At 47.7% G+C, this 22,767-nt stretch carries 21 protein-coding genes and 2 pseudogenes; 3 read left to right on the top strand and 20 right to left on the bottom strand.

Annotated features, from left to right (window positions below; translation table 11 throughout):
* Positions 1-33: 33 nt before the first annotated feature.
* The 10 genes and pseudogenes from flgK to flgB all read right to left on the bottom strand — a co-directional run bounded on the left by flgK (position 34) and on the right by flgB (position 9,023).
* Complete coding sequence (gene flgK, locus DPA2511_RS07910) at positions 34-1,689, bottom strand: flagellar hook-associated protein FlgK (RefSeq protein ID WP_012765151.1); 1,656 nt, start codon at positions 1,687-1,689, stop codon at positions 34-36.
* Between the two features lie 100 nt (positions 1,690-1,789).
* Positions 1,790-2,767 (bottom strand): flagellar assembly peptidoglycan hydrolase FlgJ, encoded by a 978-nt coding sequence (flgJ, locus tag DPA2511_RS07905; RefSeq protein WP_012765150.1) that lies wholly within the window; start codon positions 2,765-2,767, stop codon positions 1,790-1,792.
* Positions 2,768-3,878: pseudogene (locus DPA2511_RS21315) on the bottom strand (flagellar basal body P-ring protein FlgI). It lies immediately after the preceding gene.
* A 10-nt stretch (positions 3,879-3,888) separates the two neighbouring features.
* On the bottom strand, positions 3,889-4,602 hold the full coding sequence (locus tag DPA2511_RS07895) for a flagellar basal body L-ring protein FlgH (protein WP_051122241.1): 714 nt from the start codon (positions 4,600-4,602) through the stop codon (positions 3,889-3,891).
* 45 nt (positions 4,603-4,647) lie between these two features.
* A complete protein-coding gene (gene flgG, locus DPA2511_RS21310; RefSeq protein WP_012765147.1) occupies positions 4,648-5,430 on the bottom strand; it encodes a flagellar basal-body rod protein FlgG in 783 nt (260 codons plus the stop codon).
* 21 nt (positions 5,431-5,451) lie between these two features.
* Positions 5,452-6,207 (bottom strand): flagellar basal body rod protein FlgF, encoded by a 756-nt coding sequence (locus DPA2511_RS07885; RefSeq protein ID WP_012765146.1) that lies wholly within the window; start codon positions 6,205-6,207, stop codon positions 5,452-5,454.
* Between the two features lie 21 nt (positions 6,208-6,228).
* Entirely contained in the window at positions 6,229-7,428 is a 1,200-nt protein-coding gene (gene flgE, locus DPA2511_RS07880; protein WP_012765145.1) for a flagellar hook protein FlgE, read from the bottom strand.
* Positions 7,429-7,500: 72 nt separating this feature from the next.
* Positions 7,501-8,178 carry a flagellar hook assembly protein FlgD gene (locus tag DPA2511_RS07875; protein WP_012765144.1) on the bottom strand — a complete coding sequence of 226 codons (678 nt, stop codon included), beginning with the start codon at positions 8,176-8,178 and terminating at the stop codon, positions 7,501-7,503.
* Between the two features lie 21 nt (positions 8,179-8,199).
* Positions 8,200-8,604, bottom strand: a complete 405-nt coding sequence (gene flgC, locus DPA2511_RS07870; protein WP_012765143.1) for a flagellar basal body rod protein FlgC — start codon at positions 8,602-8,604, stop codon at positions 8,200-8,202.
* A 5-nt stretch (positions 8,605-8,609) separates the two neighbouring features.
* Positions 8,610-9,023 carry a flagellar basal body rod protein FlgB gene (flgB, locus tag DPA2511_RS07865; protein ID WP_012765142.1) on the bottom strand — a complete coding sequence of 138 codons (414 nt, stop codon included), beginning with the start codon at positions 9,021-9,023 and terminating at the stop codon, positions 8,610-8,612.
* Positions 9,024-9,232: 209 nt separating this feature from the next.
* On the opposite strand from flgB, the gene flgA reads away from it, so the two are divergent.
* The 3 genes from flgA to DPA2511_RS07850 all read left to right on the top strand — a co-directional run bounded on the left by flgA (position 9,233) and on the right by DPA2511_RS07850 (position 10,772).
* Complete coding sequence (flgA, locus tag DPA2511_RS22740; RefSeq protein ID WP_012765141.1) at positions 9,233-9,937, top strand: flagellar basal body P-ring formation chaperone FlgA; 705 nt, start codon at positions 9,233-9,235, stop codon at positions 9,935-9,937.
* Between the two features lie 80 nt (positions 9,938-10,017).
* Positions 10,018-10,311, top strand: coding sequence for a flagellar biosynthesis anti-sigma factor FlgM (gene flgM, locus DPA2511_RS07855; protein ID WP_012765140.1), 294 nt, complete (start codon positions 10,018-10,020; stop codon positions 10,309-10,311).
* 26 nt (positions 10,312-10,337) lie between these two features.
* A complete protein-coding gene (locus DPA2511_RS07850; RefSeq protein ID WP_012765139.1) occupies positions 10,338-10,772 on the top strand; it encodes a flagella synthesis protein FlgN in 435 nt (144 codons plus the stop codon).
* Positions 10,773-10,823: 51 nt separating this feature from the next.
* Here the strand turns inward: DPA2511_RS07850 and DPA2511_RS24230 are convergent, their stop codons facing one another.
* From DPA2511_RS24230 to cheA, 10 genes and pseudogenes are all read right to left on the bottom strand, one after another.
* Positions 10,824-11,186, bottom strand: coding sequence for a flagellar protein FlhE (locus DPA2511_RS24230; protein ID WP_226376648.1), 363 nt, complete (start codon positions 11,184-11,186; stop codon positions 10,824-10,826).
* A gap of 41 nt (positions 11,187-11,227) precedes the next feature.
* Positions 11,228-13,324 carry a flagellar biosynthesis protein FlhA gene (gene flhA, locus DPA2511_RS07845; protein WP_012765137.1) on the bottom strand — a complete coding sequence of 699 codons (2,097 nt, stop codon included), beginning with the start codon at positions 13,322-13,324 and terminating at the stop codon, positions 11,228-11,230.
* On the bottom strand, positions 13,317-14,468 hold the full coding sequence (gene flhB / locus DPA2511_RS07840; protein WP_012765136.1) for a flagellar biosynthesis protein FlhB: 1,152 nt from the start codon (positions 14,466-14,468) through the stop codon (positions 13,317-13,319). The genes flhA and flhB overlap by 8 nt, the downstream gene beginning before the upstream one ends.
* A gap of 226 nt (positions 14,469-14,694) precedes the next feature.
* Positions 14,695-15,339 carry a protein phosphatase CheZ gene (cheZ, locus tag DPA2511_RS07835; RefSeq protein ID WP_012765135.1) on the bottom strand — a complete coding sequence of 215 codons (645 nt, stop codon included), beginning with the start codon at positions 15,337-15,339 and terminating at the stop codon, positions 14,695-14,697.
* Between the two features lie 9 nt (positions 15,340-15,348).
* Complete coding sequence (gene cheY, locus DPA2511_RS07830; protein WP_012765134.1) at positions 15,349-15,738, bottom strand: chemotaxis response regulator CheY; 390 nt, start codon at positions 15,736-15,738, stop codon at positions 15,349-15,351.
* A 35-nt stretch (positions 15,739-15,773) separates the two neighbouring features.
* Positions 15,774-16,826, bottom strand: coding sequence for a protein-glutamate methylesterase/protein-glutamine glutaminase (locus DPA2511_RS07825; protein ID WP_012765133.1), 1,053 nt, complete (start codon positions 16,824-16,826; stop codon positions 15,774-15,776).
* Positions 16,826-17,697, bottom strand: a pseudogene (cheR, locus tag DPA2511_RS21305) (protein-glutamate O-methyltransferase CheR). Before cheR ends, DPA2511_RS07825 begins: the two are co-directional and overlap by 1 nt.
* Positions 17,698-18,360: 663 nt before the next feature.
* Positions 18,361-20,049: a methyl-accepting chemotaxis protein gene (locus tag DPA2511_RS07815; protein ID WP_012765131.1), complete on the bottom strand. Its 1,689-nt coding sequence runs from the start codon at positions 20,047-20,049 to the stop codon at positions 18,361-18,363.
* A gap of 129 nt (positions 20,050-20,178) precedes the next feature.
* Complete coding sequence (gene cheW / locus DPA2511_RS07810; protein ID WP_012765130.1) at positions 20,179-20,676, bottom strand: chemotaxis protein CheW; 498 nt, start codon at positions 20,674-20,676, stop codon at positions 20,179-20,181.
* 36 nt (positions 20,677-20,712) lie between these two features.
* A complete protein-coding gene (gene cheA, locus DPA2511_RS07805) occupies positions 20,713-22,764 on the bottom strand; it encodes a chemotaxis protein CheA (protein WP_035049559.1) in 2,052 nt (683 codons plus the stop codon).
* Between the last annotated feature and the right edge of the window lie 3 nt (positions 22,765-22,767).

Genomic DNA, 22,767 nt, shown 5'->3' with positions numbered 1-22,767 from the left:
CGAGCCAATATACTGCCTGGAGATATTTACCAATCAACCGGAAATTGCCGACAGCAGTGAGTCGAAAATAGTATTGGCTGTACTCAGTATTTTGGCATTCGCAGTATAGTATTGCTGATAACGCTGCAGATCGACGTACTCTTCATCCAGATTTACACCTGATACAGACTGCTGTTTTTCCGTCAATTGATCGACAATCGTCGACTGCGTTTCACTCTTGGTTTCAGCACCGCTTGTTTTAACGCCAATATCACTGACAAGCGCAGCATAAGCACTGTTTAATGTAGTATTACCATTGATAAGCTTACTATTCTGCAGATCTAATAATGCCGATGCGTTACGGTTATCGCTCTCTCCAGTACTGGAATCGTCCTGCCCGGCAGCCAACAAAGCCGGATCACTGATGGCGACTGACAGGTCTGAAATCACGTCACTCACCGTATTCAGTGTGAATTTATCACCCGAACTGGCAGAGCCGCTTACCGTAATCTCCACACCATCAAAACTCAACGTCGTATTACCACTGGAATCTGACCCTGTCGTATAGCTCACGCTTGAACCGTCAGATGATTTGGTGACTGACCACGAACCGCTCTTGTAGCTCAGAACATAATCACTGGCTTGAACAGAGGAAGTATCGGTATAACTGGCGGTCAACGTGGCACTCCCGCTGTTATTGCTATTGCTAACCACTGTCGGCGAAGAGAACGAGAAGAAATCGGTACCTGCGTCGCCATTAAGATCAATACCCGCTTTATGCTGCGTATTGAAACTATCGGCCAGCGTAAGCGCAATCAGGTTCAACTGATCTCTGGCGCTATCCAACGCTGACGAGCGAAAGTTAAGCAGGCCATAAACGCTACCACTCTGCAAATCATCTTCGTCTAATTCGATAGGGTCGCCAACACCAGTATCATAAGCAAGCACAGTGCGCGAAGAATCACTACTTGAAGTCACAGCCTTCATGCTGTAGGACGTATCGCCCTGAACCAGAGTTAACCCATTCTTAAGACTTACCGATACCATACTGTCCTGCGTCGTCACATCAACACCGACGATATCGTTAAGCTCGCTGATAAGTTGATCCCGCTGGTCAAGAAGCTGATTTGCAGCGCTGCCAGACGTGCCAAGCTGGGAAATCTGTTTATTTAATGTCGCTATTTGCTGTGTGTAGCTATTAATTTGATCTGCGCTACTTGAAATCGAAGAGTTAATGGCAGAGTCCATATCACGTAAATATTGATCGGTACTCACAAACTGGTTAACCATACTTTCGGCGCTACTGATCACCGTCTGACGAGCAGATGTATCGCTTGCATTTTCACTTAACGATTCCAGTGCGGTAAAAAACGAAGACATCAGTGTCGAAATACTGCTATCACTGTCTGACAGCAAGTCGTCAATTTGGGAAACTTGTTCATAATAAGCACTAGTAGCCTGATAAGTGCTTGAGGCGCTTCTAAGCTGGCTAACAACCAAAGAATCATATGCACGATCAACAGATACAACGGAAACACCATTGCCTACCGTTCCATATGTCTTGGTGGTCCCGGATGTCTGCGCCAGAGAAACACTCTGTCTGTTATAGCCATCCGTACTAGAGTTACTAATATTGTTCGATGTGGTACTGAGAGCTACCTGAGCGGCTTTCAGGCCGGAAGATGCAATGCTGATTAAAGAACTGCTCATGAGCTTCCCTTTTATTAAAGATTTGTATCGACAATGACACTTGATTCAAGTATCGGCAGCACAACACGAAACTTGAGCACCAAAAACAAAAAAAGCGCACTCAAAATAAGCCGCTTATATCGTGGGTATACGCTTTGACTGCTTTTTGAGAAACGTTTTTGATCTGCCCGATGATTTGAACCAGTTTATCGCCATACCGCGGATCAGTAGCATAACCGGCACGTTGTAAAGCATAGGCAGCCTCTTCGGCATTACCTGCATTGACTACATCTTTATAACGCGAGTTATTGGTCAGCAGAGAAATATAGTCATTAATAGATTCAAGGTAGGAATCATATACTCGAAATTTTTCTTTTACCCGATACGAACGCCCATTCTCGAACTCCGTCGTCCATATCTCCGTGACTTTCCCATCCCAACTGTTTCCCGCTTTAACACCAAACAGATTGTGACTGGTTTTCCCCTCTGACGTCATGATCTCTTTTTTCCCCCACCCGGACTCCAGCGCAGCCTGAGCCATAATGAGATAATGTGGGATACCGGTTTTCAGGCTTGCAATCATGGAAGGAATCGAAAGTCTATCGGTAAAATTGGCCGATACCGGGGGAAGTTCTGAATATTCGCGGCCATCACCTTCACGATCTGACGATTGGCCAGAGCGGCGCATCAACTCGCCTGCCAATGCAGGCGTTAGTGCCGTTGGGGAAAAATCATCCGATGTCAGCGGCATTGCCGTTTTACCGACATCATCGCCTACTTCTCCCTTAAAATTTTTCCCCAACTGCTTCACCATCATATCGGCAAGCCCCAGACCTTTGGCAGACAAGTCCTGCGATATCTGCTGATCGTACATGCTGGTAAACATGCGGGTTTGCTGACTATCCATGATTCCATCCTGAGGTAATGCGGATCGCATACTCTTCAGCATCATGTTGACAAATAGCCCTTCAACCTGCTGTGCAACCTTTTTTAATGCTGCGGGGTCACTTTTCCCCGCGTCATTACGCAGCTTATTCAACGACTTTACGTCATACGCTGCAGATGCTTGCTGGTCGACGGATTTATCAAGCGGAATCATTTAGATAATCTCCACCTGGGCTTTAATGCAGCCTGCACTGCGCATCGCCTGGATAATCGACATTAGATCCATCGGCGTTGCACCTAGCGCATTCAACGCTCGAACGACACTGTTAAGATTGGCGCTGGCATTCACGCGCTGCAATGCACCGCCTTCTTGCCTGACATCAATCTGCGTCTGCTGGGTCACTGTTGTCTGACCGCCGGCAAGCGGTGTATTGGGCTGACTGACATTTTGCTGATTATTTACGACAACCGAGAGATTGCCCTGAGCGACCGCGCAAGAATCAAGAGTCACGTTGCGATTCATCACCACCGACCCCGTCCGGGAATTGATGATCACTTTGGCATCCATTTCGCCGACATCAATGTTGATATCTTGAATCTGGGCCAGGAACCGAACCTGCTGCGTATTGTTAGCGGGAATAGTGACTTCGATGGTTCTGCCGTCTATCGCTCTGGCGGAACCCGATGCACCATAGCGATTCACCGCATCACTCACTCGCTGGGCCAGACTGAAATTGTCATCCTTTAACTGCAGGATCAAACGATTACTGGTGCCGAACGTACTTGGCAATTCGCGCTCGATAATGGCCCCGCTATTAATTCGCCCACCGGACAACTGGTTAATCTTTACCTGACTCCCCCCAGAAGAAGCGCCAGCCCCCCCCCACCAACAGATTTCCCTGTGCAAGGGCATAGACCTGATTATCCACCCCTTTCAGCGGCGTCAATACCAACGTCCCGCCTTTCAGGCTCTTGGCTGATCCCAACGAAGATACGACAACATCAATGCGTTGACCGGCTCGGGCAAATGGCGGGTAATTAGCCGTCACCATCACCGCCGCCACGTTTTTCAACTGCATGTTCGTACCACTGGGAACAGTGATACCTAATTGGGACAACATGTTGGTCAAACTCTGTGTCGTAAAGGGGGTTTGCGTCGTCTGGTCGCCCGTGCCATCCAAACCAACCACCAGCCCATATCCAATCAGCGGGTTATCGCGCACTCCCTGGATATCCACCAAATCACGCAAACGCTCAGCGCTAGCCGTCAACGACAGCATTAGCGATAACGTGATAAAGAAAAGTGTTAACCACCTTACCCGCATGATAAACCTCTTAAAATGGTGCAACGTTCAGGAAGAAGCGCTGCAACCACCCCATTTCCTGAGCTTCATTGATATAACCTTTACCAACATATTCGATACGGGCATCAGCAACTTGAGTGGAAACAACCGAGTTCGTTCCGGTAATCGTGCGAGGATTAACCACGCCAGAAAAACGGATATATTCCGCTCCCTGATTGATGGCTATCTGCTTTTCCCCGACAACTTTCAGGTTGCCGTTGCTTAACACCTCTCTGACCGTCACGGTAATCGTGCCGGTAAAAGTGTTGCTCGCCGTAGCGCCCCCTTTGCCGGTAAAGTCATTTGTACCTGCGGCATCCAAATCGGCGCGTTGATTACCAAACAGCCCTTGCAACATTCTGGGAGCCGTCGTCACGGTGCTGGTTGCTGAACCATCCCGTGAGGCACTGGCGGTCGAACTCTTACTGGCACTCACATTTTCCTGCAACGTGATGGTAAGAATATCCCCCACATTGCGAGGACGGCGATCCTCAAACAATGGCTGGTAGCCATAATTCATCGGCTGGACAGTCTGAAAAATAGAACCATTGGTGGCATACATAACGGCCGGGGCGGGCTGCGCGGTTGTGTCGCCCTCAACCAGGTTTTTGTGCGGCATATATGCACACCCGGCAAGCGCGATGGCCGCCGAAACCAGCAATACTGATCGGCCGGCCACCTCCCTTCTCCTGCGTTGATCCTTCATGCAAATCAGCATTTTTTTTCTAATTAACACCATAAATATGTGTTCTTAAATTTGCGTCAGACGTTGCAACATGGAATCAGACGTAGAAACAGCCTTACTGTTTATTTCATAGGCACGCTGAACCTGAATCATACTGACCAGTTCTTCCGCCACATTGACGTTAGATGTCTCGACGTAACCCTGATAAAGAACACCGGCGCCATTCTGCCCAGGAGTCGACTGAGTCGGCGCCCCGGAGCTTTGCGTTTCCTGATACAGATTTTCACCCAGGCTCTGCAAGCCGGCCGGGTTGATAAACGTGCTCAACGTCAACTGCCCCACCTGCGTCGATGCCGTCTGCCCCTGCAGGGTTACACTGACGGTGCCATCGCGTGCGACTGTCATTGTTTGGGCCGTAGTGGGAATAGTGATCGCCGGCTGCACGGTATAACCGCTGGCAGTGACCAGCTGACCATTAGCATCCAATTGAAATGAACCATCACGAGTATAAGCCGTGGTGCCATCCGGCATCAGCACTTCGAAAAACCCCTGGCCATTAATGGCGATATCCTTGGTGTTCTCTGTCTGTTCCAAATTGCCCTGGCTATGCAACCGCTCAGTCGAAACCGGGCGAACCCCAGTCCCCAATTGCAGCCCTGAAGGAAGGTTTGTCTGATCCGATGACTGAGCTCCCGGCTGGCGAACAGTTTGATACAGCAAGTCTTCAAATACCGCACGCTGACGCTTGAAACCATTGGTACTAACGTTTGCCAAGTTGTTGGAAATGACATCCATATTGGTTTGCTGGGCGTCGAGGCCAGTCTTGGCAATCCAAAGTGAACGAATCATATGTTTACCCTTAAAAATTTATCAGCTTACGGATAACAGTTTATTGGCGCTTTCCGCGTTTTGATCGACGCTTGCAATCACTTTCATTTGCATCTCGAAACGCCTTGCACTGCCAATCATGTCCACCAGAGACTCAACAGTATTCACGTTACTGCCTTCAAGCACGCCCGGCATCACTCTGACCGTAGGGTCAGCAGGCAGGGCATTCCCCACCTGTTGACTCGCAGCAGGAGAAACATGGAAAAGGCCATCGTCACCGCGCACCAACTGAGTCGAATCCCCTTTGACCAGCTTCAGGGCACCTACCTGAGCAACCGTATTAGGCGAATCGCCATCCCCGAGTGAGGCAACCGTACCGTTCGCAGAGATAGTGATGCTGGCTTGCGTCGGCACAACCAACGGACCTGCATCGCCGACAACCGGGAATCCCTGGATAGTCAATTGCCCCGTCGGGTCGATCTGAATAGAGCCGTTGCGGGTATATGCTTCTTCACCATTCGGCAGTTGTACCGCCAACCAGCCATCATTCTGTACAGCGACATCAAGAGGCCGTGACGTGTAATCCAGAGGCCCTTGCGACATATCAGCACCCGGTGTGGATGCTATCGACAAGGTTCTTGTCGGCAATGTCGGGCCATCAACAGGCACGGCACGCATGGCGCTCAACTGAGCCCTAAAGCCTGGCGTAGAGGCATTAGCGAGGTTGTTCGTGATGACCGACTGCTGATCAAGTGTCTGACTCGCCGCACCCATCGCGGTATATATGGCATGATCCATATTTCTACCTTGCTTCTGTTATTAACGCAGGTTCACGAGAGTATTCAGGATGGCATCCTGTGTTTTGATCGTTTGCGCGTTGGACTGATAGTTACGCTGAGCAACTATCATATTGACCAGTTCTTGACTGATATCAACGTTTGACGACTCCAATGCACCACTGGTCAAGGTACCGAATACGCCGGTTCCCGCTGTACCCAGCAGCGCCTGTCCCGAAGCAGACGTTTCAGACCACACGTTATCACCTTGCGATGACAAACCTTGTGGGTTAGAGAAACTGGCCAGGACAATCTGCCCGAGCAATTGAGTCTGACTGTTAGAGTAGGTACCTGTAATTGTACCGTCATCATTGATGGTATAGGACGTCAGACTGCCAGCGGTATAACCATCCTGACTCTTGGTATTAACGCTACTGTCCGAGTTCTGCTGAGTGGTCCCCGTAAAATCAATACTAAAAGTATTCGCGGCGGAACCATTCAGCGAATTGGTGCTGATATTGAAAGAAGTCGTCCCGGTGATCTGCCCACTGGTACTGAAAGAAATAGCCCCCAGATCCTGTGCAGTCGCCGAAGAATCGCTGCTGTCCAACGCATGTACTTCCCAGGTATTGTCTGCCGTTTTGGTGAAATACAAGTTGACGGTATGAACGTTACCCAGACTGTCATACGTTGTCAGCGACTGAGTCCAGTTATATGTGCTTGAGTCTGTTGCATCGAAGGTCGTGGTGATTGCATCTTCACCAGAGTCCAGGTTCGCAGAGAAACTGGCTGTGCTGGTAGCACTTGCCGCCATGCCCGAGGACGAAATATTCAACACTGTTGGTTGGGAGCCTGAGGCGATGCTCGGAGGAGTACCTGTAGCTGCGTACCCTGTCACATAGTACCCGGTTTTTGTCACCAGATTACGATCCGAATCCAGCGTAAATTCACCATTGCGTGTGTAATATACGGACCCACTATCATCAGTAACCCGGAAGAAACCGGTTTTTGATATAGCGACGTCCGTGCCGACATCAGTTGATTCCACCGTACCATCAGTGAAGTTCTGTGTTACGGATGCAACTTTAACCCCCAGCCCTACAGCAGAATCTGCATAAATATCTGCGAACGAGACACTTGCTGATTTAAATCCCGTCGTTTCGGAGTTGGCGATGTTGTTACCAATCACGTCCAAATTGCTGGAAGCAGCATTCAATCCACTTACCGCTTGTGAAAAACCCATTTCGAGGCTCTCCTGAATAGTTAATAACCAAATTACAGTGACAACTCACACTTAAGGAGGATTGATACCAACTTAAATGATCTGTTTTACGTCACTCAGCGAGGCAGTTCCTGAAAGCCCCAGATTAAGCACTGCATCACTGGAATCCGTATTGACGCCATAAACCAATGCATATTTTAGCGGGGTTGCAGTAACGGTAGAGCCAGAGGAGGATGTCGCTGTTACCGTATAGGTATAAGAACCTGCATCCACTGCGGTGCCGCTGTCGTTAGTGCCATCCCAGCTGTAAGTCTGAATGCCCGCACTCTGCGACCCTAGGTCTACCGTTCTTACCGTATTACCGCTGGAATCTTTGATCGTCACGACGACGCTGGTTGCAGCGCTATCCAACTCGACGCCGAAAGCCGTCGTGGAACTGTCATCACCCACAGTAATGCTATTGCCTTCGATCAGGACGCCATTACCAATCAGTGTTGAAGCCTGCAGCATTTCGTTAGTATCAAGCTGGCTGGTAATTGAACCCAGAGTGGTATTGATCTCTTCGATACCGCTGAGCATGCTGATTTGCGCCAATTGCGTTGTCAGTTGGCTGTTATCCATAGGATCCGTCGGATCCTGGTTTTGCAACTGTGCTACCAGAAGCGTCATGAACTCATTTTGGAGATCTGAACTGCTGCTTCCCGTACTTGATGTTGAAGATGTTGTGGTACTGCTACTGCTCGATTCGGTAAGTGAAACTGCAACACTCATAGCCTTCCCTCCCCTGCTATATTACTGGCCCAGCGTTAATGTCTTTTGCATCAACGTTTTGGCAGTATTAAGAACCTCGACATTAGCCTGATAGCTGCGCGATGCGGAAATGGAGTTAACCATTTCTGCCGCCACATCCACATTAGGCATGCGGACATAGCCACGCTGGTCAGCTAACGGATTACCCGGCTGGTAAACCAGCTTGTCCGGGGAGGGATCTTCGACAACGTCATCGACCCTGACTCCACCGATTTCCTGGCCTTCGGTTGCAGCCAATTTAAAAACCACCTGCTTGGCGCGATAGGGCTGACCGTCAGGCCCAGTGACACTATCCGCATTTGCCAGGTTACTGGCGCTTACGTTCATACGCTGCGATTGCGCGGTAAGCGCCGAACCTGAGATTTCAAAGATACTGGTTAATGACATAACGGTTATTTATCCTGTAACACTGACGTCATGCTCTTGATCTGACCGCCCAGCAGAGTGAGATCTGTTTGATAACGCAAGCTATTATCAGCAAAGTTCGTGCGCTCTCTATCCATATCAACGGTATTTCCATCCAGAGCTGGCTGATCGGGCACCCGATACAACAAATTCAAATCAGGAAACGATTCGCCAGATACTTCAATATGCCGAACCGACGTCGTCGTCAGAGAAAGCGAACTTTCTGATGTACGCCCTTGTTTCATCGCTTTTTTGAGCTCATTGGCAAAATCGATATCCCTAGCCTGATAGCCCGGGGTATCCGCATTGGCGATGTTACCGGCAAGAATCTCCTGGCGCTGAGCCCGTAAATTCAAAGCCTCTTGCATGAAACGAAACGACGCATCGATTTTGTCAAGCATACTTTTCCCTTAGGAAAAAAGATTAAGGTAGAGTGACGATAAACAGCATAAACTCCGCACGCTAACTTTATCGTTGGAATAACGGTGAAATGAGTAGCTATTTTCCCGTTTGATAAACGCACTATCACGCTAGACTGCGAGCACTTGAATCGACAATGTCATGCAATATTTTGATTTGTGTTCTCAGATGATGGGTGAAATAGGCTTTGGTGAACAAAATACGTAGCAAAACAGCAGCAAGTTCATATCTGTCCTTTTGTGCAGTCGCGTTTTTACTCTTCGCCCTGGCACCAATACCTTCCTTTGCTTCAGGCGGGGAGAATGTTACTGCGGCACTAAAAGCATTTATACAAAGCCAAATTACAGTTCCATCATCAGAGATTTCCGTCGCAGTACGAACGCCGCTAAATAGATTATCACCCTGCACAACACCGCATTTCGTCCTACCGCCCAACAAAAAATTATGGGGAAACATCAACATCAGGGTGACATGTGATAGCCAGCGTTATTTTCTACAAGCCGATGTTCAGGTTATCGCACCCTATGTCGTCGCCGCTAAAACAATACCAACCCGGCATCAGATCCAGGCTGACGACATCGCTGTAACAAGGGGGCGAATTGATTTATTGACAACAGCACCGATCACCACTCCGGCTGAAGCTATTGGTAATGTGACAACCAGAATGCTTGGCGCCGGGCAAGCCATCTCCGCAAAAATGCTCCGAAGCGCCTGGGCGATAAAAATGGGAGAACCGGTACAAGTCGTCGTTTCCGGTACTGGATTCAGTATCAACAGCGAAGGGAAAGCGCTGGAAAATGCAGCAGTAAATGATAAAGTTAGAGTGCGCATGGATTCTGGGCAAATCATCAGCGGTATCGCGGCTGAAAAGGGTCTGGTACGAATTATACAGTGACAATTAAAGGTTCCACATGATGTGCCGATAATCACAGTAGGAATTATTCCCGGCGCTTATCCAGCAATATTGGAGGATCTATGAGCATCGATAGTACCCGGCCAGTTTCCGGTGTGAAATCAATACAAAATAAAGACTCGGGACTTTTGCAAAGTACCAAAGGTAAGACATCGTCTGTAACAGATAATAGCGAAACAGAGCAAACCCAGGTCAACTTGAGCGAAGCGCAATCTCGTCTGATGCAGCCAAGCAGTCAGGATATTGACCTGGAAAAAGTTGAGTCGATCAAACAAGCCATTAAAGATGGTAAGCTTCAGATTGATGTAGGCAAGATTGCTGATGCTCTCTTGAATGAAGCACAATCTGATATTTGAATATCGAAGTAGAAGGTAACGAAGCAATGCAGTTAGAAGAGCTACTTGAAACCATACACAATTCTTTGGTTTTACTTCAGGATATCCTGTCTAAGGAACAGGCTGAATTGAGCGCTCTTCAGATAAACCCAGCTTTTCTGCATCGATTGACTGAAAAGAAAAATGAACAATTGGCTAGTCTCAAGCATTACGATACTCAGCGCTTACGACTGGAAAAAGAATTATCAATTTCCCCTCCATACAGCCAGAGTTCTTCTCTTAATGCGGCCTGGAATAAAATTTACGTTATCACTAAAGAGTTAAGCCGCGACAATAGACGTAATGGCATGTTGCTCGATGCTCATCTGAAGAATACACAGGATGCCTTGGCTTTTTTTGAGAAGAAAAAGCGTCAGGACATCTATGGCCCTGATGGACAAACACGCACTGGCGATAAGCTTGGCAGGAAATTCAGCGTCTGATTCGCGTCAACATTTTCGAGCGCAACTCAATACCAAAAATTAGCCAATCGATTAGTTATGGTAATTAACCATCACCTCATAACGCAAAACTGTCATCGGTGGCCTTAGCGCCCCCTTCCCAGGAATATAAAACACAAAATAGAATGGTCGATTTGCAGGGACACCTTCAAACGCCAGCGTTTTACCGCTAGCGCCGTCCAGCCGGATGCACCTGTCGGAAGTACAGAGTGACGACGAAAAACGGGACGGTATAGCGGAAGAACTCAGATTGTAACGCCATACTACTGACGTTACCGTCGAGCGTTCTGGAAACATCCCATTCGATTGCAGCATAGCCGAACGATAAACAACCCCTTTTTGTCCTAGGTAAATATTTGCACCGTCCCAGACAGGCGACTTACCGACACCAAGCACATAGCCCGATGCCAGCAGTCCAAATATTAACCAGATGCCCTTCACTTGTTGCCAGCTCCGCCGATGATCGATGTCATCCGGATCTGACGAGTATCCGTAATCTCCTGATTAGACAGCACAACAAGTTGTGGCAGGCTACGTCGGAGAAAACGCGACAATAGTGGTCTCAATGCATGAGTGACCAGCAGTACAGGAGGTGCACCAAGCATTTCCTGATGTTGCACTGCATCCTGAGACTGACTTAACAAACGATCGGCCAACCCAGGCTCCAACCCTCCGCCATTTTGTAGTGCCTGCAACAGTACGCGCTCCAGCGTCGATTCAAGACCGATAACCTGTATATCATCTTTCCCAGGGAACCATTGCTGAGTGATTGCACGTCCCAATGCAACACGAACAACCACAGTGAGTTCATTCGGATCTTTCTGCACTGGGGCATGTTCAGCCAACGTTTCTAAAATCGTGTACATATCACGAATAGACACACGCTCCGCCAGCAAATTCTGCATAACCTTATGGAATACAGTCAGCGTCACGACCCCAGGAATAAAGTCATCCGTCAGCTTAGGCATCTCTTTTGACACCCGATCCATCAACTGCTGGGCCTCCTGGCGACCAAACAGATCACTGGCATGAACATTAAGCAAATGGTTAAGATGGGTTGCAACCACCGTACTGGCCTCGACCACGGTATATCCTTGAGCTTGCGCTTGATCTTTCAACGCGCTGTCAATCCATACCGCGGGTAATCCAAACGCAGGATCTTTTGTAATATCACCGGTAAGTTTACCAACCGCATTTCCCGGATTAATGGCCATCCAACGACCTGGATGCGCTTCACCGCTTCCGATCTCGACCCCTTTCATAAAAATACGATAGCTAGCCGGTTGAAGCTCAAGGTTATCGCGAATATGCACAACCGGAGGCAAAAATCCGATTTCTTGTGCAAATTTTTTCCGGATACTACGAATTCGCCCCAGCAATTCGCCATTCTGTTGAAAATCAACCATAGGAATTAATCTGTAACCAACTTCCAGTCCTAGCTGATCTTCAAGTTGTACATCAGACCAATTGGCTTCAACAATCTGAGGCTGCTGACTTTCCGCTTTAGTTGGCTCTACTGCAGACTGAGCAGCTTTTTTCTCTTCGCTATGACGCATCCACCACGCCAGGCCAAGCAAAATAGTCGTGAACAACAAAAACACGAAGTTGGGCATTCCGGGTACCAACCCCATCAACCCCAACACTGCAGCACTCAGAACCATCACTCGCGGGTTATTGAACAGTTGGGTCACCATCTGTTCGCCGACATCCTGATCCGTGCTTACCCGAGTAACAATAACACCAGCTGCAGTTGAAATAACCAATGCAGGTATTTGGGCAACTAACCCATCGCCGATGGTCAGCAAGGTATAACTTTCTGCGGCCTTACCAAGCGGCATATTATGCTGAAGAACCCCGACCAGCAGTCCTCCGATAACATTAATGGCCATGATAACCAGCCCGGCGATGGCATCGCCACGCACAAACTTACTCGCACCATCCATTGAACCATAGAAATCAGCTTCCTGAGCGACCTCTGAACGACGGCGCTTAGCGTCAGCCTCACCAATCAGGCCGGCATTAAGATCCGCATCGATCGCCATCTGCTTACCTGGCATACCGTCAAGAACAAAACGGGCACCCACTTCCGCAATACGGCCGGCACCTTTGGTAATTACCATAAAATTTATAAGTATCAGTATGATAAAAACCACCAACCCGATGGCAAAGTTGCCTCCGACCAGGAAATGACCAAATGCTTCAACCACCCGCCCAGCCGCTGCCGCCCCAGTATGCCCTTCCAGCAGAATGATACGGGTAGACGCTACGTTAAGCGAAAGACGCAACAATGTTGAGAACAGTAGGATCGTCGGGAAAGCAGCAAAATCCAGCGTGCGCTGCGTAAACATCGCGACGAGTAGAACCATCACGGATAATGCGATATTGAAAGTAAACAGCAAATCAAGGATAAACGGTGGTAATGGCAACACCATCATTGACAAAATCATCAGGATCAGCACGGGTCCTGCTAATATTTGCCACTGTGTATCTTTGAAATTGCCTGGCAGGCGCAGCAATGAAGCCAGATTAGCCATCAATTATGTTCTCTTTAGCAAAGTCCAGTGAATCTGGCACAGGTAAATTCGTTGGTTTACGAGGGACAATCCCTCCTTCACGTTTCCAGCGCTTAATCTGGTAGACCCAGACAAGAACTTCCGCAACTGCGGCATAAAGAGTGGAAGGAATATTCTTGCCAATCTCGGAATGTTTATACAGTGCCCGGGCCAGCGGAGGAGCCTCAAGAATAGGTATCTTATGCTCATTACCTAATTCTCTGATTTTCAAGGCTATCTCTCCGGCACCTTTCGCAAGCACTTTCGGTGCACTCATTTTTTGTTCATTGTACTGCAAGGCCACAGCATAATGCGTCGGGTTGGTGACGATTACATCCGCTTTAGGCACATCTGCCATCATACGCCGCTGGGCCATAGCTCGCTGCAACTGACGAATGCGGCCCTTGACATGGGGATCACCCTCATTCTGTTTAAATTCATCACGGATATCCTGTTTGCTCATTCTCAATTTCTTGAGATGGCTCCATATCTGCCAGAACACATCAAATCCGACCATTGGGATCAAACCAATAAGTACAAAAAAACCACAAAAAATCGCAAAATGTAACGAATCAGTCACCGCACTGAATAGTGGTTCAGACACCAGCCGCAGTATATCCTGCCAATTATGCCATAGGAATAAGCTGGTAATGCCCCCGACGACCACAGCCTTGAGGATAGCCTTAAACAGTTCCGCCAACATCTGCGATGACACTAAACGTTTTATCCCAGAAATGGGGTTCAACTTATTCAGATTGAACTCCATCTGTTTGGTAGAAAAAATCAACCCCCCCAGCATGACCGGAGCGGCGATTGCTACAACAACCGTCCCCAGGATAATAGGAACCAAGGCCGAGCCTCCCAACTTGAGCAGGCCCAACATATGTTTGAGCATCTGTTTGTCGTCACTGATCATTTCATGGGTGAAAAACAACCCCTGGCTCAGCAATAGCGCTAGACGGCGGGCAACAATATCTCCGGCCATCCACAAGATACCCAACCCAACGACCAACATCATGATGGACGTTAGCTCACGCGAGCGAGGGATTTGACCTTCTTCTCGAGCTTTTTCCTTTCGGTGGGGGGTAGGAGCTTCTGTTTTCTCCAGATCGCTATCATCTGCCACTACGGCTGTTCCTGTTTGCGCTGTTCGATATTAAAGATATACAGCGTTAGCATGACAAATACGGAGAAACTTTATGGATGGAAAAAAGAAGAAAACTGGTGGCTATTTATTTTATTGGAACATAAAACACCGTGGGAATTTACGATCGAGATGGTTCCTCTCGATCGTAAAAATCCACATGCCTTGAACCACGGAAACCAGGCGTCTGCTATATGGCTCGTGATAATCAGAATCCCAGACTATCCAGCAAATCGTCGACTTGATCCTGATTGGAGACAATTCCAGCAGCAGTCTTATCAACTTGAGGTCCGTTAAGCAGCCCATCATTAGCACGTCGATCTGCAGATGGTTTGTCTGGAATATTTTCCAGCAACACCATCAACAACTGCTTCTCTATTTCCTGAACGACATCCATCATCCTTTTGATAACCTGACCAGTAAGATCCTGGAAATCCTGCGCCATCATGATTTCCAGCAATTGGGCATTAGTGAACCCCGTATGGTCAGGAACCGTCTCAAGATAATTACGAGTATCTGTCACCAACTCACGAGCATCCGCTAGTTCAATTGGGTTTTCAAACCATTGATCCCAACGATCTTTTAGAGATTTTGCTTCAACCTCCAATTGATTCTGTCGCGGCTGAGCGGCTTCCACACAACTTAGCGCACGTTCTGCCGCCTGCGCAGTCATTTGGACAACATAATCAAGTCGATCACGAGCATCAGGAATAGCTTCTGCAGCTTCGGCAATCGCTTGATCCAAACCAAGTTCTTTTAGGCTGTCACGCAACATGCGAGTCAATTGCCCGATGCGAGATATTATCTCTGTGGCAGTGGCTTGATCGCTAGAGGGCATCGGATGTGGATTCATGGCATCTCCTTAAATACCCAGCTTTTCGAAAATCTTGCTAAGCTTTTCTTCAAGTGTTGCGGCAGTAAAAGGTTTAACAACATAACCACTCGCACCCGCTTGTGCGGCGGCAATAATGTTTTCTTTCTTAGCCTCAGCAGTCACCATCAAGACTGGGAGCTTGGAAAGAGCACCATCGGCTCGGATCGCCTGCAACAATTCCAACCCGTCCATATTAGGCATATTCCAGTCTGATATTACAAAGTCGAAACCGCCTGCACGAAGCTTATTCAGCGCATCCGCACCATCTTCCGCTTCATCTACATTATTAAAGCCCAGCTCTTTTAGTAGATTTCGAACAATACGACGCATCGTCGAAAAATCATCCACTACTAAAAACCTGAGTTCTTTATCAGCCATACTTACTCCTAAATATTATTGCTCACCCGGAGCTGCTATATACGTAATGCCTGTCCAGCAGAAATTTGTGCCAGCATGCGCTGACTCACCTGGTGCAAATCCACCACCTCATCGACACCACCGAGTGCAATAGCCTCTCGCGGCATACCGAATACCACACAACTGGCTTCATTCTGTGCAATGGTGTAAGCCCCTGCCTGATGCAATTCCAGCATACCTGCCGCACCATCGTTCCCCATTCCCGTCAGAATAACCCCAACAGCATTCCGGCCCGCGTACTGTGCTACAGAATGAAACAACACGTCAACCGAAGGGCGATGACGATTGACCGGCGGGCCATCATGCAATTTTACTTGATAGTTTGCACCACTGCGCATCAACTCAAGGTGGCGAGCTCCCGGAGCTATATAAGCGTGACCAGGTAAAACACGCTCACCATCTTCCGCTTCTTTCACTGTAATCTGACACAATTTATTCAGGCGTTCAGCAAAAGATTTAGTAAATCCAGGTGGCATATGTTGAGTGATCAACAATGCCGGACTGGTTGGCGGAAGAGGCTGTAATACATGCCTGATGGCTTCCGTTCCACCCGTTGATGCACCGATTGCAATTAATTTTTCACTACTCAACAACGGCGTACTTGGCATAACAAGAGTCGGCGTTACCGTTGTATTACGCTGAGGTAAACGAGCTTTGGCAGCCATGCGTATTTTTTCAGCGATCAACTCACTATAGGCCAACATCCCTTCACGAATACCCAATTGGGGCTTCGTGACAAAATCAATCGCACCCAGTTCCAGAGCACGCAACGTAATTTCTGAACCTTTTCCTGTCAAAGACGAAACCATGACTACCGGCATAGGGCGAAGACGCATCAGTTTTTCAAGAAAATCCAACCCATCCATCCGCGGCATTTCCACATCCAGCGTCAATACCTGCGGATTGAATTTTTTAATAAGGTCACGCGCCACCAATGGGTCAGGGGCTGTAGCGACTACTTCCATATCGGGATGGCTATTAATGATTTCAGTCATGATCTGGCGCATTAACGCAGAATCATCAACACACAATACTTTTATTTTACTCATTATCTTTCCTTAGCCAGCCCATATACAGTCTGCCCGCGCAGATAAAACTCTTTACTTATCTGACTAAAATTCTCTGAATGTCCGGCAAATAACAACCCGCCAGGCTTCAGCAACGGGACAAAGCGGCGCAGAATGCGTTCTTGTGTTTCTTTATCAAAATAAATCATTACGTTACGACAAAAAATCGCATCAAATGGCGCCGGGACAGCCCAATCTGGAGCTAATAGGTTGACCTGCTGAAAATGTATCATCGACGACAATTCCGGTCGCACACGAACTAAACCGCTATGTGGACCTGTTCCCTTCAAAAAGAAACGCTGTAATTGCTGGGGTGAAAGTGAGCGCAACTCTTCCTGGCGATAAATCCCCGCCGATGCTTTCTCCAAAACCTGAGTGTCGATATCACTGGCGATAACCTGACAACTACCAGAACGATCGCCGTAAACCTCTGCCAACGTCATTGCCAGAGAATATGGTTCTTCCCCCGTCGATGCAGCTGTACTCCAGATACTATAACCACCTGGTCGTTTACGGGCATGCTCAGCCAGAATAGGAAAGTGATGCGCCTCACGAAAAAAGCAGTGAGATTCGTCGTCAATGCATTAACGAATGCCTGCCATTCAGAGCTATTAGGATCGGATTCCAACAACGCCAGATACTGGCCAAAATCATTAATCCCCAACAATCGAAGACGACGAACCAGGCGGTTATAGACCATCTCCCGCTTGTGATCGGCTAGAACAATACCGGCTCTCTGATAAATCAACTGACTGATACGCCGGAAGTGAGTATCAGACAGAGGCAACCGTTCTACCATCTGACTTAAAATAGATGTGGAACCTGAACGATTTGGCGATGGTGTATTCTTCATATCTAACCGCCCGAATATGAATAGATTATCTTATTGTTTTCCAATTAGATTTCCTATTATGAAATGCATAGACCTTTCACTGTCATTCAGGCATCCATTTTTGCATGGTACGATAAAACAACACACATTCCACAATGCCGACCTACGTCCTCCAGCCAGGAAACAGGTATGGATACCTTCGATCGAACCTGTATCTGTTCTGTATTTTATGAGTTCCCTATCAGCACCAGGTTACTCAGCATCCTCGGAGTAAACCCAGTGCTATACATTTGCCGACCTGTAGACCGCTGGCGCCCATCACAACGTTTCGAACACCCCATACTCTAGCCCGGCATTACCCATATCAATCGGCCAAAATGAACCTTTCTTTAACTAAACCAGCGTGCATTGCACAACAAAAATCAAAAACTGTTGCAACTATCCCAAAAAATGGATCCTCTGAGCAGAATTCATCCTCTCTTTGCCCAAAAACACTCAGGAAATAATCACTTCATGCCACAAACTGACAACAATTGAAGCCGTCAAGTTCTGGCTACTTCTATTGATCACATAAACATGACAGCCCGAATAACAACCTAACCAATAGGTTGCATGACAAAATGCAACCTATCAGCTTACTCAACACCGCCATTCCAGACTTATCGAACCACCAAACGCTATACGCTAGAATTTTTCCCAGTTATCCGATGCTTTGCTTTCTTTTCTATCTGATGCAACCTTCACTAGCCCAACTTTCGGAGCGCTCACTCTGGCATGATCATGACTCACTGATTGTGCCATCGATTTCCCACTGACAGGCAACTGAAAAACCGCAACAGCCTGATTCAAAATGCGTACCTGCTCTTCAAGAGCAACAGCAGCTGTTGCAGATTCCTCCACCAAAGCGGCATTTTGTTGAGTGACCTGATCCATTTCAGTGACGGCCAGTCCGACCTGTTCTATTCCACGGCTTTGCTCATCAGATGCAGATGCAATCTCACCCATAATATCCGTCACGCGAGTCACCGAGCTGACGATTTCTCCCATGGTCTCACCTGCACTTTCAACCAGGATCGAGCCTTCATCCACACGGCTGACAGAATCATCAATGAGCGATTTGATTTCTTTGGCTGCCTGAGCACTGCGTTGAGCAAGACTTCTTACTTCACCCGCGACAACGGCAAAACCACGACCTTGCTCGCCCGCTCTGGCTGCTTCTACTGCAGCATTGAGCGCCAATATGTTGGTCTGAAATGCAATACCATCAATCACGCTGGTAATATCTGCGATTTTTTGCGAACTCCCAGCAATGTTGTGCATGGTTTTCACCACATTATCAACAACCTTACCGCCTTTCTGCGCGGTTTCCGACGCATTCAGCGCCAATTGACTAGCCTGGCGAGCATTCTCCGCATTCTGCTTCACAGTCGCTGTCAGTTGTTCCATGCTGGCGGCTGTTTCTTCAAGAGATGAAGCTTGTTGTTCCGTTCTGGAAGAAAGATCATTATTGCCAGCGCTAATCTCGCTAGCACCAGTGTAAATGGCTTCAGCTCCATGCCGGACAGCACTGACCGTCGTGATGAACTCACTCTGCATATGCCGTAAATTATCAGCCAGAATGCCCATCTCATTGGAACCATGGAAATCAATACGTGTTGTCAAAACACCTTTAGCCATCTGGCGAATATGTTCTATCAACGAGTTCAGTGGATAAATCAGCGAACGAGTAATACTCACCCACATCATAAGCACCATTATCAGCAGTAATACGGCCACTGAACCGAGAATCCAAATCGAAGAAGAATAGGCCGAATTATTTTCCACGATCGCTTGATTGTATACTTTATCGTAAGACTCTTTGTAAGAGTAATAGGCCTTTTCAAATTTGTCCTGGAAACTTTGTGTCGGCTGATCAAAAAATTCTTTTAGCTGTCCGTTGGAAATAAAAACGATTAACTCATTTAGCGCACTGTTTAATGCGTTATAATTCTCTTTTATCGCCTGTGCTACAACGGCGTCTTGCTGTTCAACATAGGGTATCTTTTCATAATTAGCGAAATGGGCATTAGCAACAACTAACTGCTTTTTGGCCAAAGCGATCAAATCATTAGCGCTAACTCCACCAGATTTTCCACCGGACACATCAAGTGCATATCGGGTTCCAGCACGGTTCAACGTGTTGCGTGTCTGCAAGAGATAAGACCACGTAGAGTCTAGCTCAGATTTTTGCTGATTAATTACCTGAGTAACTTTGAATATTTCTCGGTCTGATTTTAAAGCATGAAAAAATAGACCACCCGAAGCAATTTGAAGCGCACTAAATAACCCCAGTGCAATAATCAAACTGGTGACAACTTTTATACGATTAAGCATATCTAGCCTTATTTATATAACTATTATCGATGCATTAGCATCTGTTGTAACATTACCGTGAAAAATTGTAGAAAGTAGCGGATTTAAATAAAACTAAGGGCCACCGAAGTGGCCCCCATTTAGCGATTATTAGATTTTTGTAACGCTATCAACCAAGGCCATCTCTTCACTGCTTAATAATTTCTCGATATCAACGAGAATCAGCATTCGTTCGCCCAATGAACCCAGCCCGGTCAGATATTCCGTCGACAAAGTCACTGCGAATTCAGGCGCCGGACGAATCTGATCTGCCGTCAAGGAAAGCACATCCGAAACGCCGTCAACAACGATACCTACTACACGCTGGCTAAGGTTGAGCACGATGACAACAGTGTTATCATCATAATCCACTTCCTGCTGTGCAAATTTGATACGTAAATCAACAATCGGAACAATAACTCCGCGCAGATTTGTCACACCCTTAATAAATGATGGCGTGTTGGCAATACGTGTCACTTGGTCGTAACCGCGTATCTCCTGTACTTTCAGAATATCAACACCGTACTCTTCATCGCCCAGAGTAAAAATCAGGAATTCCTGACCTACTGTCTCGCCAGCCAATTTCGTAACATTTGCAAGTCCAGTCATGTTTGTCACCTTTATTTAATAACCGTCATCTTGTTATCAAGCAGCGGTTTCAGCCACTCGCTTCTCCCGATACAGTGCCTGAAGCGCCGATACATCGACGATCAATGCTACGCTACCATCCCCTAGAATAGTCGCGGCTGAAACTCCCGGCACCTTGCGATAATTACTTTCCAGGTTTTTAACTACAACCTGATGTTGACCAATGAGCTGATCGACTAAAAGTGCATAACGCCGCCCCGCACTTTGCAGTATTACGACGATACCTTGAGTAGCATCCGTCTTGGCCTCTGCGACATCAAACACCTGATACAACTCAACCAACGGTAAATATTCGCCACGAACCTGCAGCACTCGCTCTCCGCCGGCCAACGGATACAAGTCTTCCGCCTGCGGCTGCAAAGACTCCATTACTGCATTTAATGGCAGAATAAATACTTCACCGCTGACTTTCACTGACATCCCATCAAGGATGGCCAAAGTTAACGGCAACAGAATTCGAATGGTGGTTCCTTTACCTTTCTGAAAGTGAATTTCAACGTGACCGCCCATTTCCTGGATATTTCGTTTAACAACATCCATACCTACGCCACGGCCAGACACATCGGTTACTTTTTCCGCCGTAGAAAAGCCAGGGGCAAAAATCAGCATTCCGACATCTTCATCCGTCATGCTTTCACTAACAGCCATTCCCTGTGATAGAGCCTTGGCGAGAATACGCTCACGATTAAGGCCCGCACCATCGTCGATAACCTCGATGCAAATATTCCCACCCTGATGCTCAGCGGATAATGTCAGATTACCCACCGCAGGTTTGCCTGCCGCAATGCGTTTTTCCGGCGACTCGATACCATGATCAAGGCTATTACGAACCAGATGGGTTAATGGGTCGATAATGCGTTCGATCAGACTCTTATCCAGTTCTGTCGAACTACCCAATAATGTCAGTTCAACCTCTTTGCCCAACTTGGCTGCCAAATCACGTACCAGTCGAGGGAAACGGCTAAATACGTACTCCATCGGCATCATACGGATCGACATAACAGACTCTTGAAGGTCACGTGCATTGCGTTCCAATTGCCCCATGCTGTTAAGTAAGTCACCATGAGCGACAGGATCAAGAGCGCTTGAGCGTTGAGCTATCATCGATTGAGTAATGACCAGTTCACCAACCAGGTTTATTAGCTGATCAACTTTTTCCACGGCAACACGGATGCTGGTATCGCCGGTTTTGGGCCTCGCCTTGCCTGCATCACTACCAGCCTTAGCGACAGGTGCACTTGGTTGAGACTTGGGCTGAGATTCCTCTGGAACGGCTGCCACTTCAGCAATGGCCGGCGCGGTAGGCACTACCTCAACCGCAAGAACCGGAGCCGCTTCATTGGCGCCAGAACCCTCGGATGCATTCTTGAAACTGATCTGATCGGGTTCAAGAACGAAACACAACACAGCACTGATATCATCCTCACTGGCGGAGGTTTCCAGCATTACATCAACACTATTGCTTGTTTGCTGAGTGTCTTTGATGGTTCCAAGATTTCCCAGTTCTTCAAGTAATTGGGGAATATCCTGCTCTTTCAGTTTCGTGAGGGAAATGTACAGTCCGCCATGTCCCGAAGCAGCTGATGCCGACGGGCCACCCACAGCGTTTTCTGTTTTAACTGCTACTGCCGCAGGAACAGACTCAGACGCGCTCGGTTCTTCTTTTGACTCCAGAGCGAGCTGACGCAGAGCTTGGCAAATATACTCAAAGCTTTCCGCATTGGGTTCCTGCGAGGTTTTATAAGCATCCAACTGTTCCTGCATGATATCTTTTGTTTCCAAAAACAGGTTGATAATATCGGTACTCAGTCGCATTTCTCCGCGACGGGCACCATCCAACAGGTTTTCTAATAGATGCGTGGTTTCTTGTAATATAGTAAAACCGAAAGTTCCTGCGCCCCCTTTAATCGAGTGAGCAGCGCGGAATATGGCGTTCATTTGTTCCGTATCAGGAGCTGATGGATCAAGCTGCAATAAATGCTGCTCCATATCCGCCAGCAATTCATCTGCTTCATCAAAGAATGTTTGATAGAAAGCACTCATGTCCATGCT

This window comes from Musicola paradisiaca NCPPB 2511, assembly GCF_000400505.1.
Classification (GTDB): Bacteria; Pseudomonadota; Gammaproteobacteria; order Enterobacterales; family Enterobacteriaceae; genus Musicola; species Musicola paradisiaca.
Note: the sequence above shows the minus strand (reverse complement) of the source record. Positions and strands in the feature narration are given on the sequence as shown.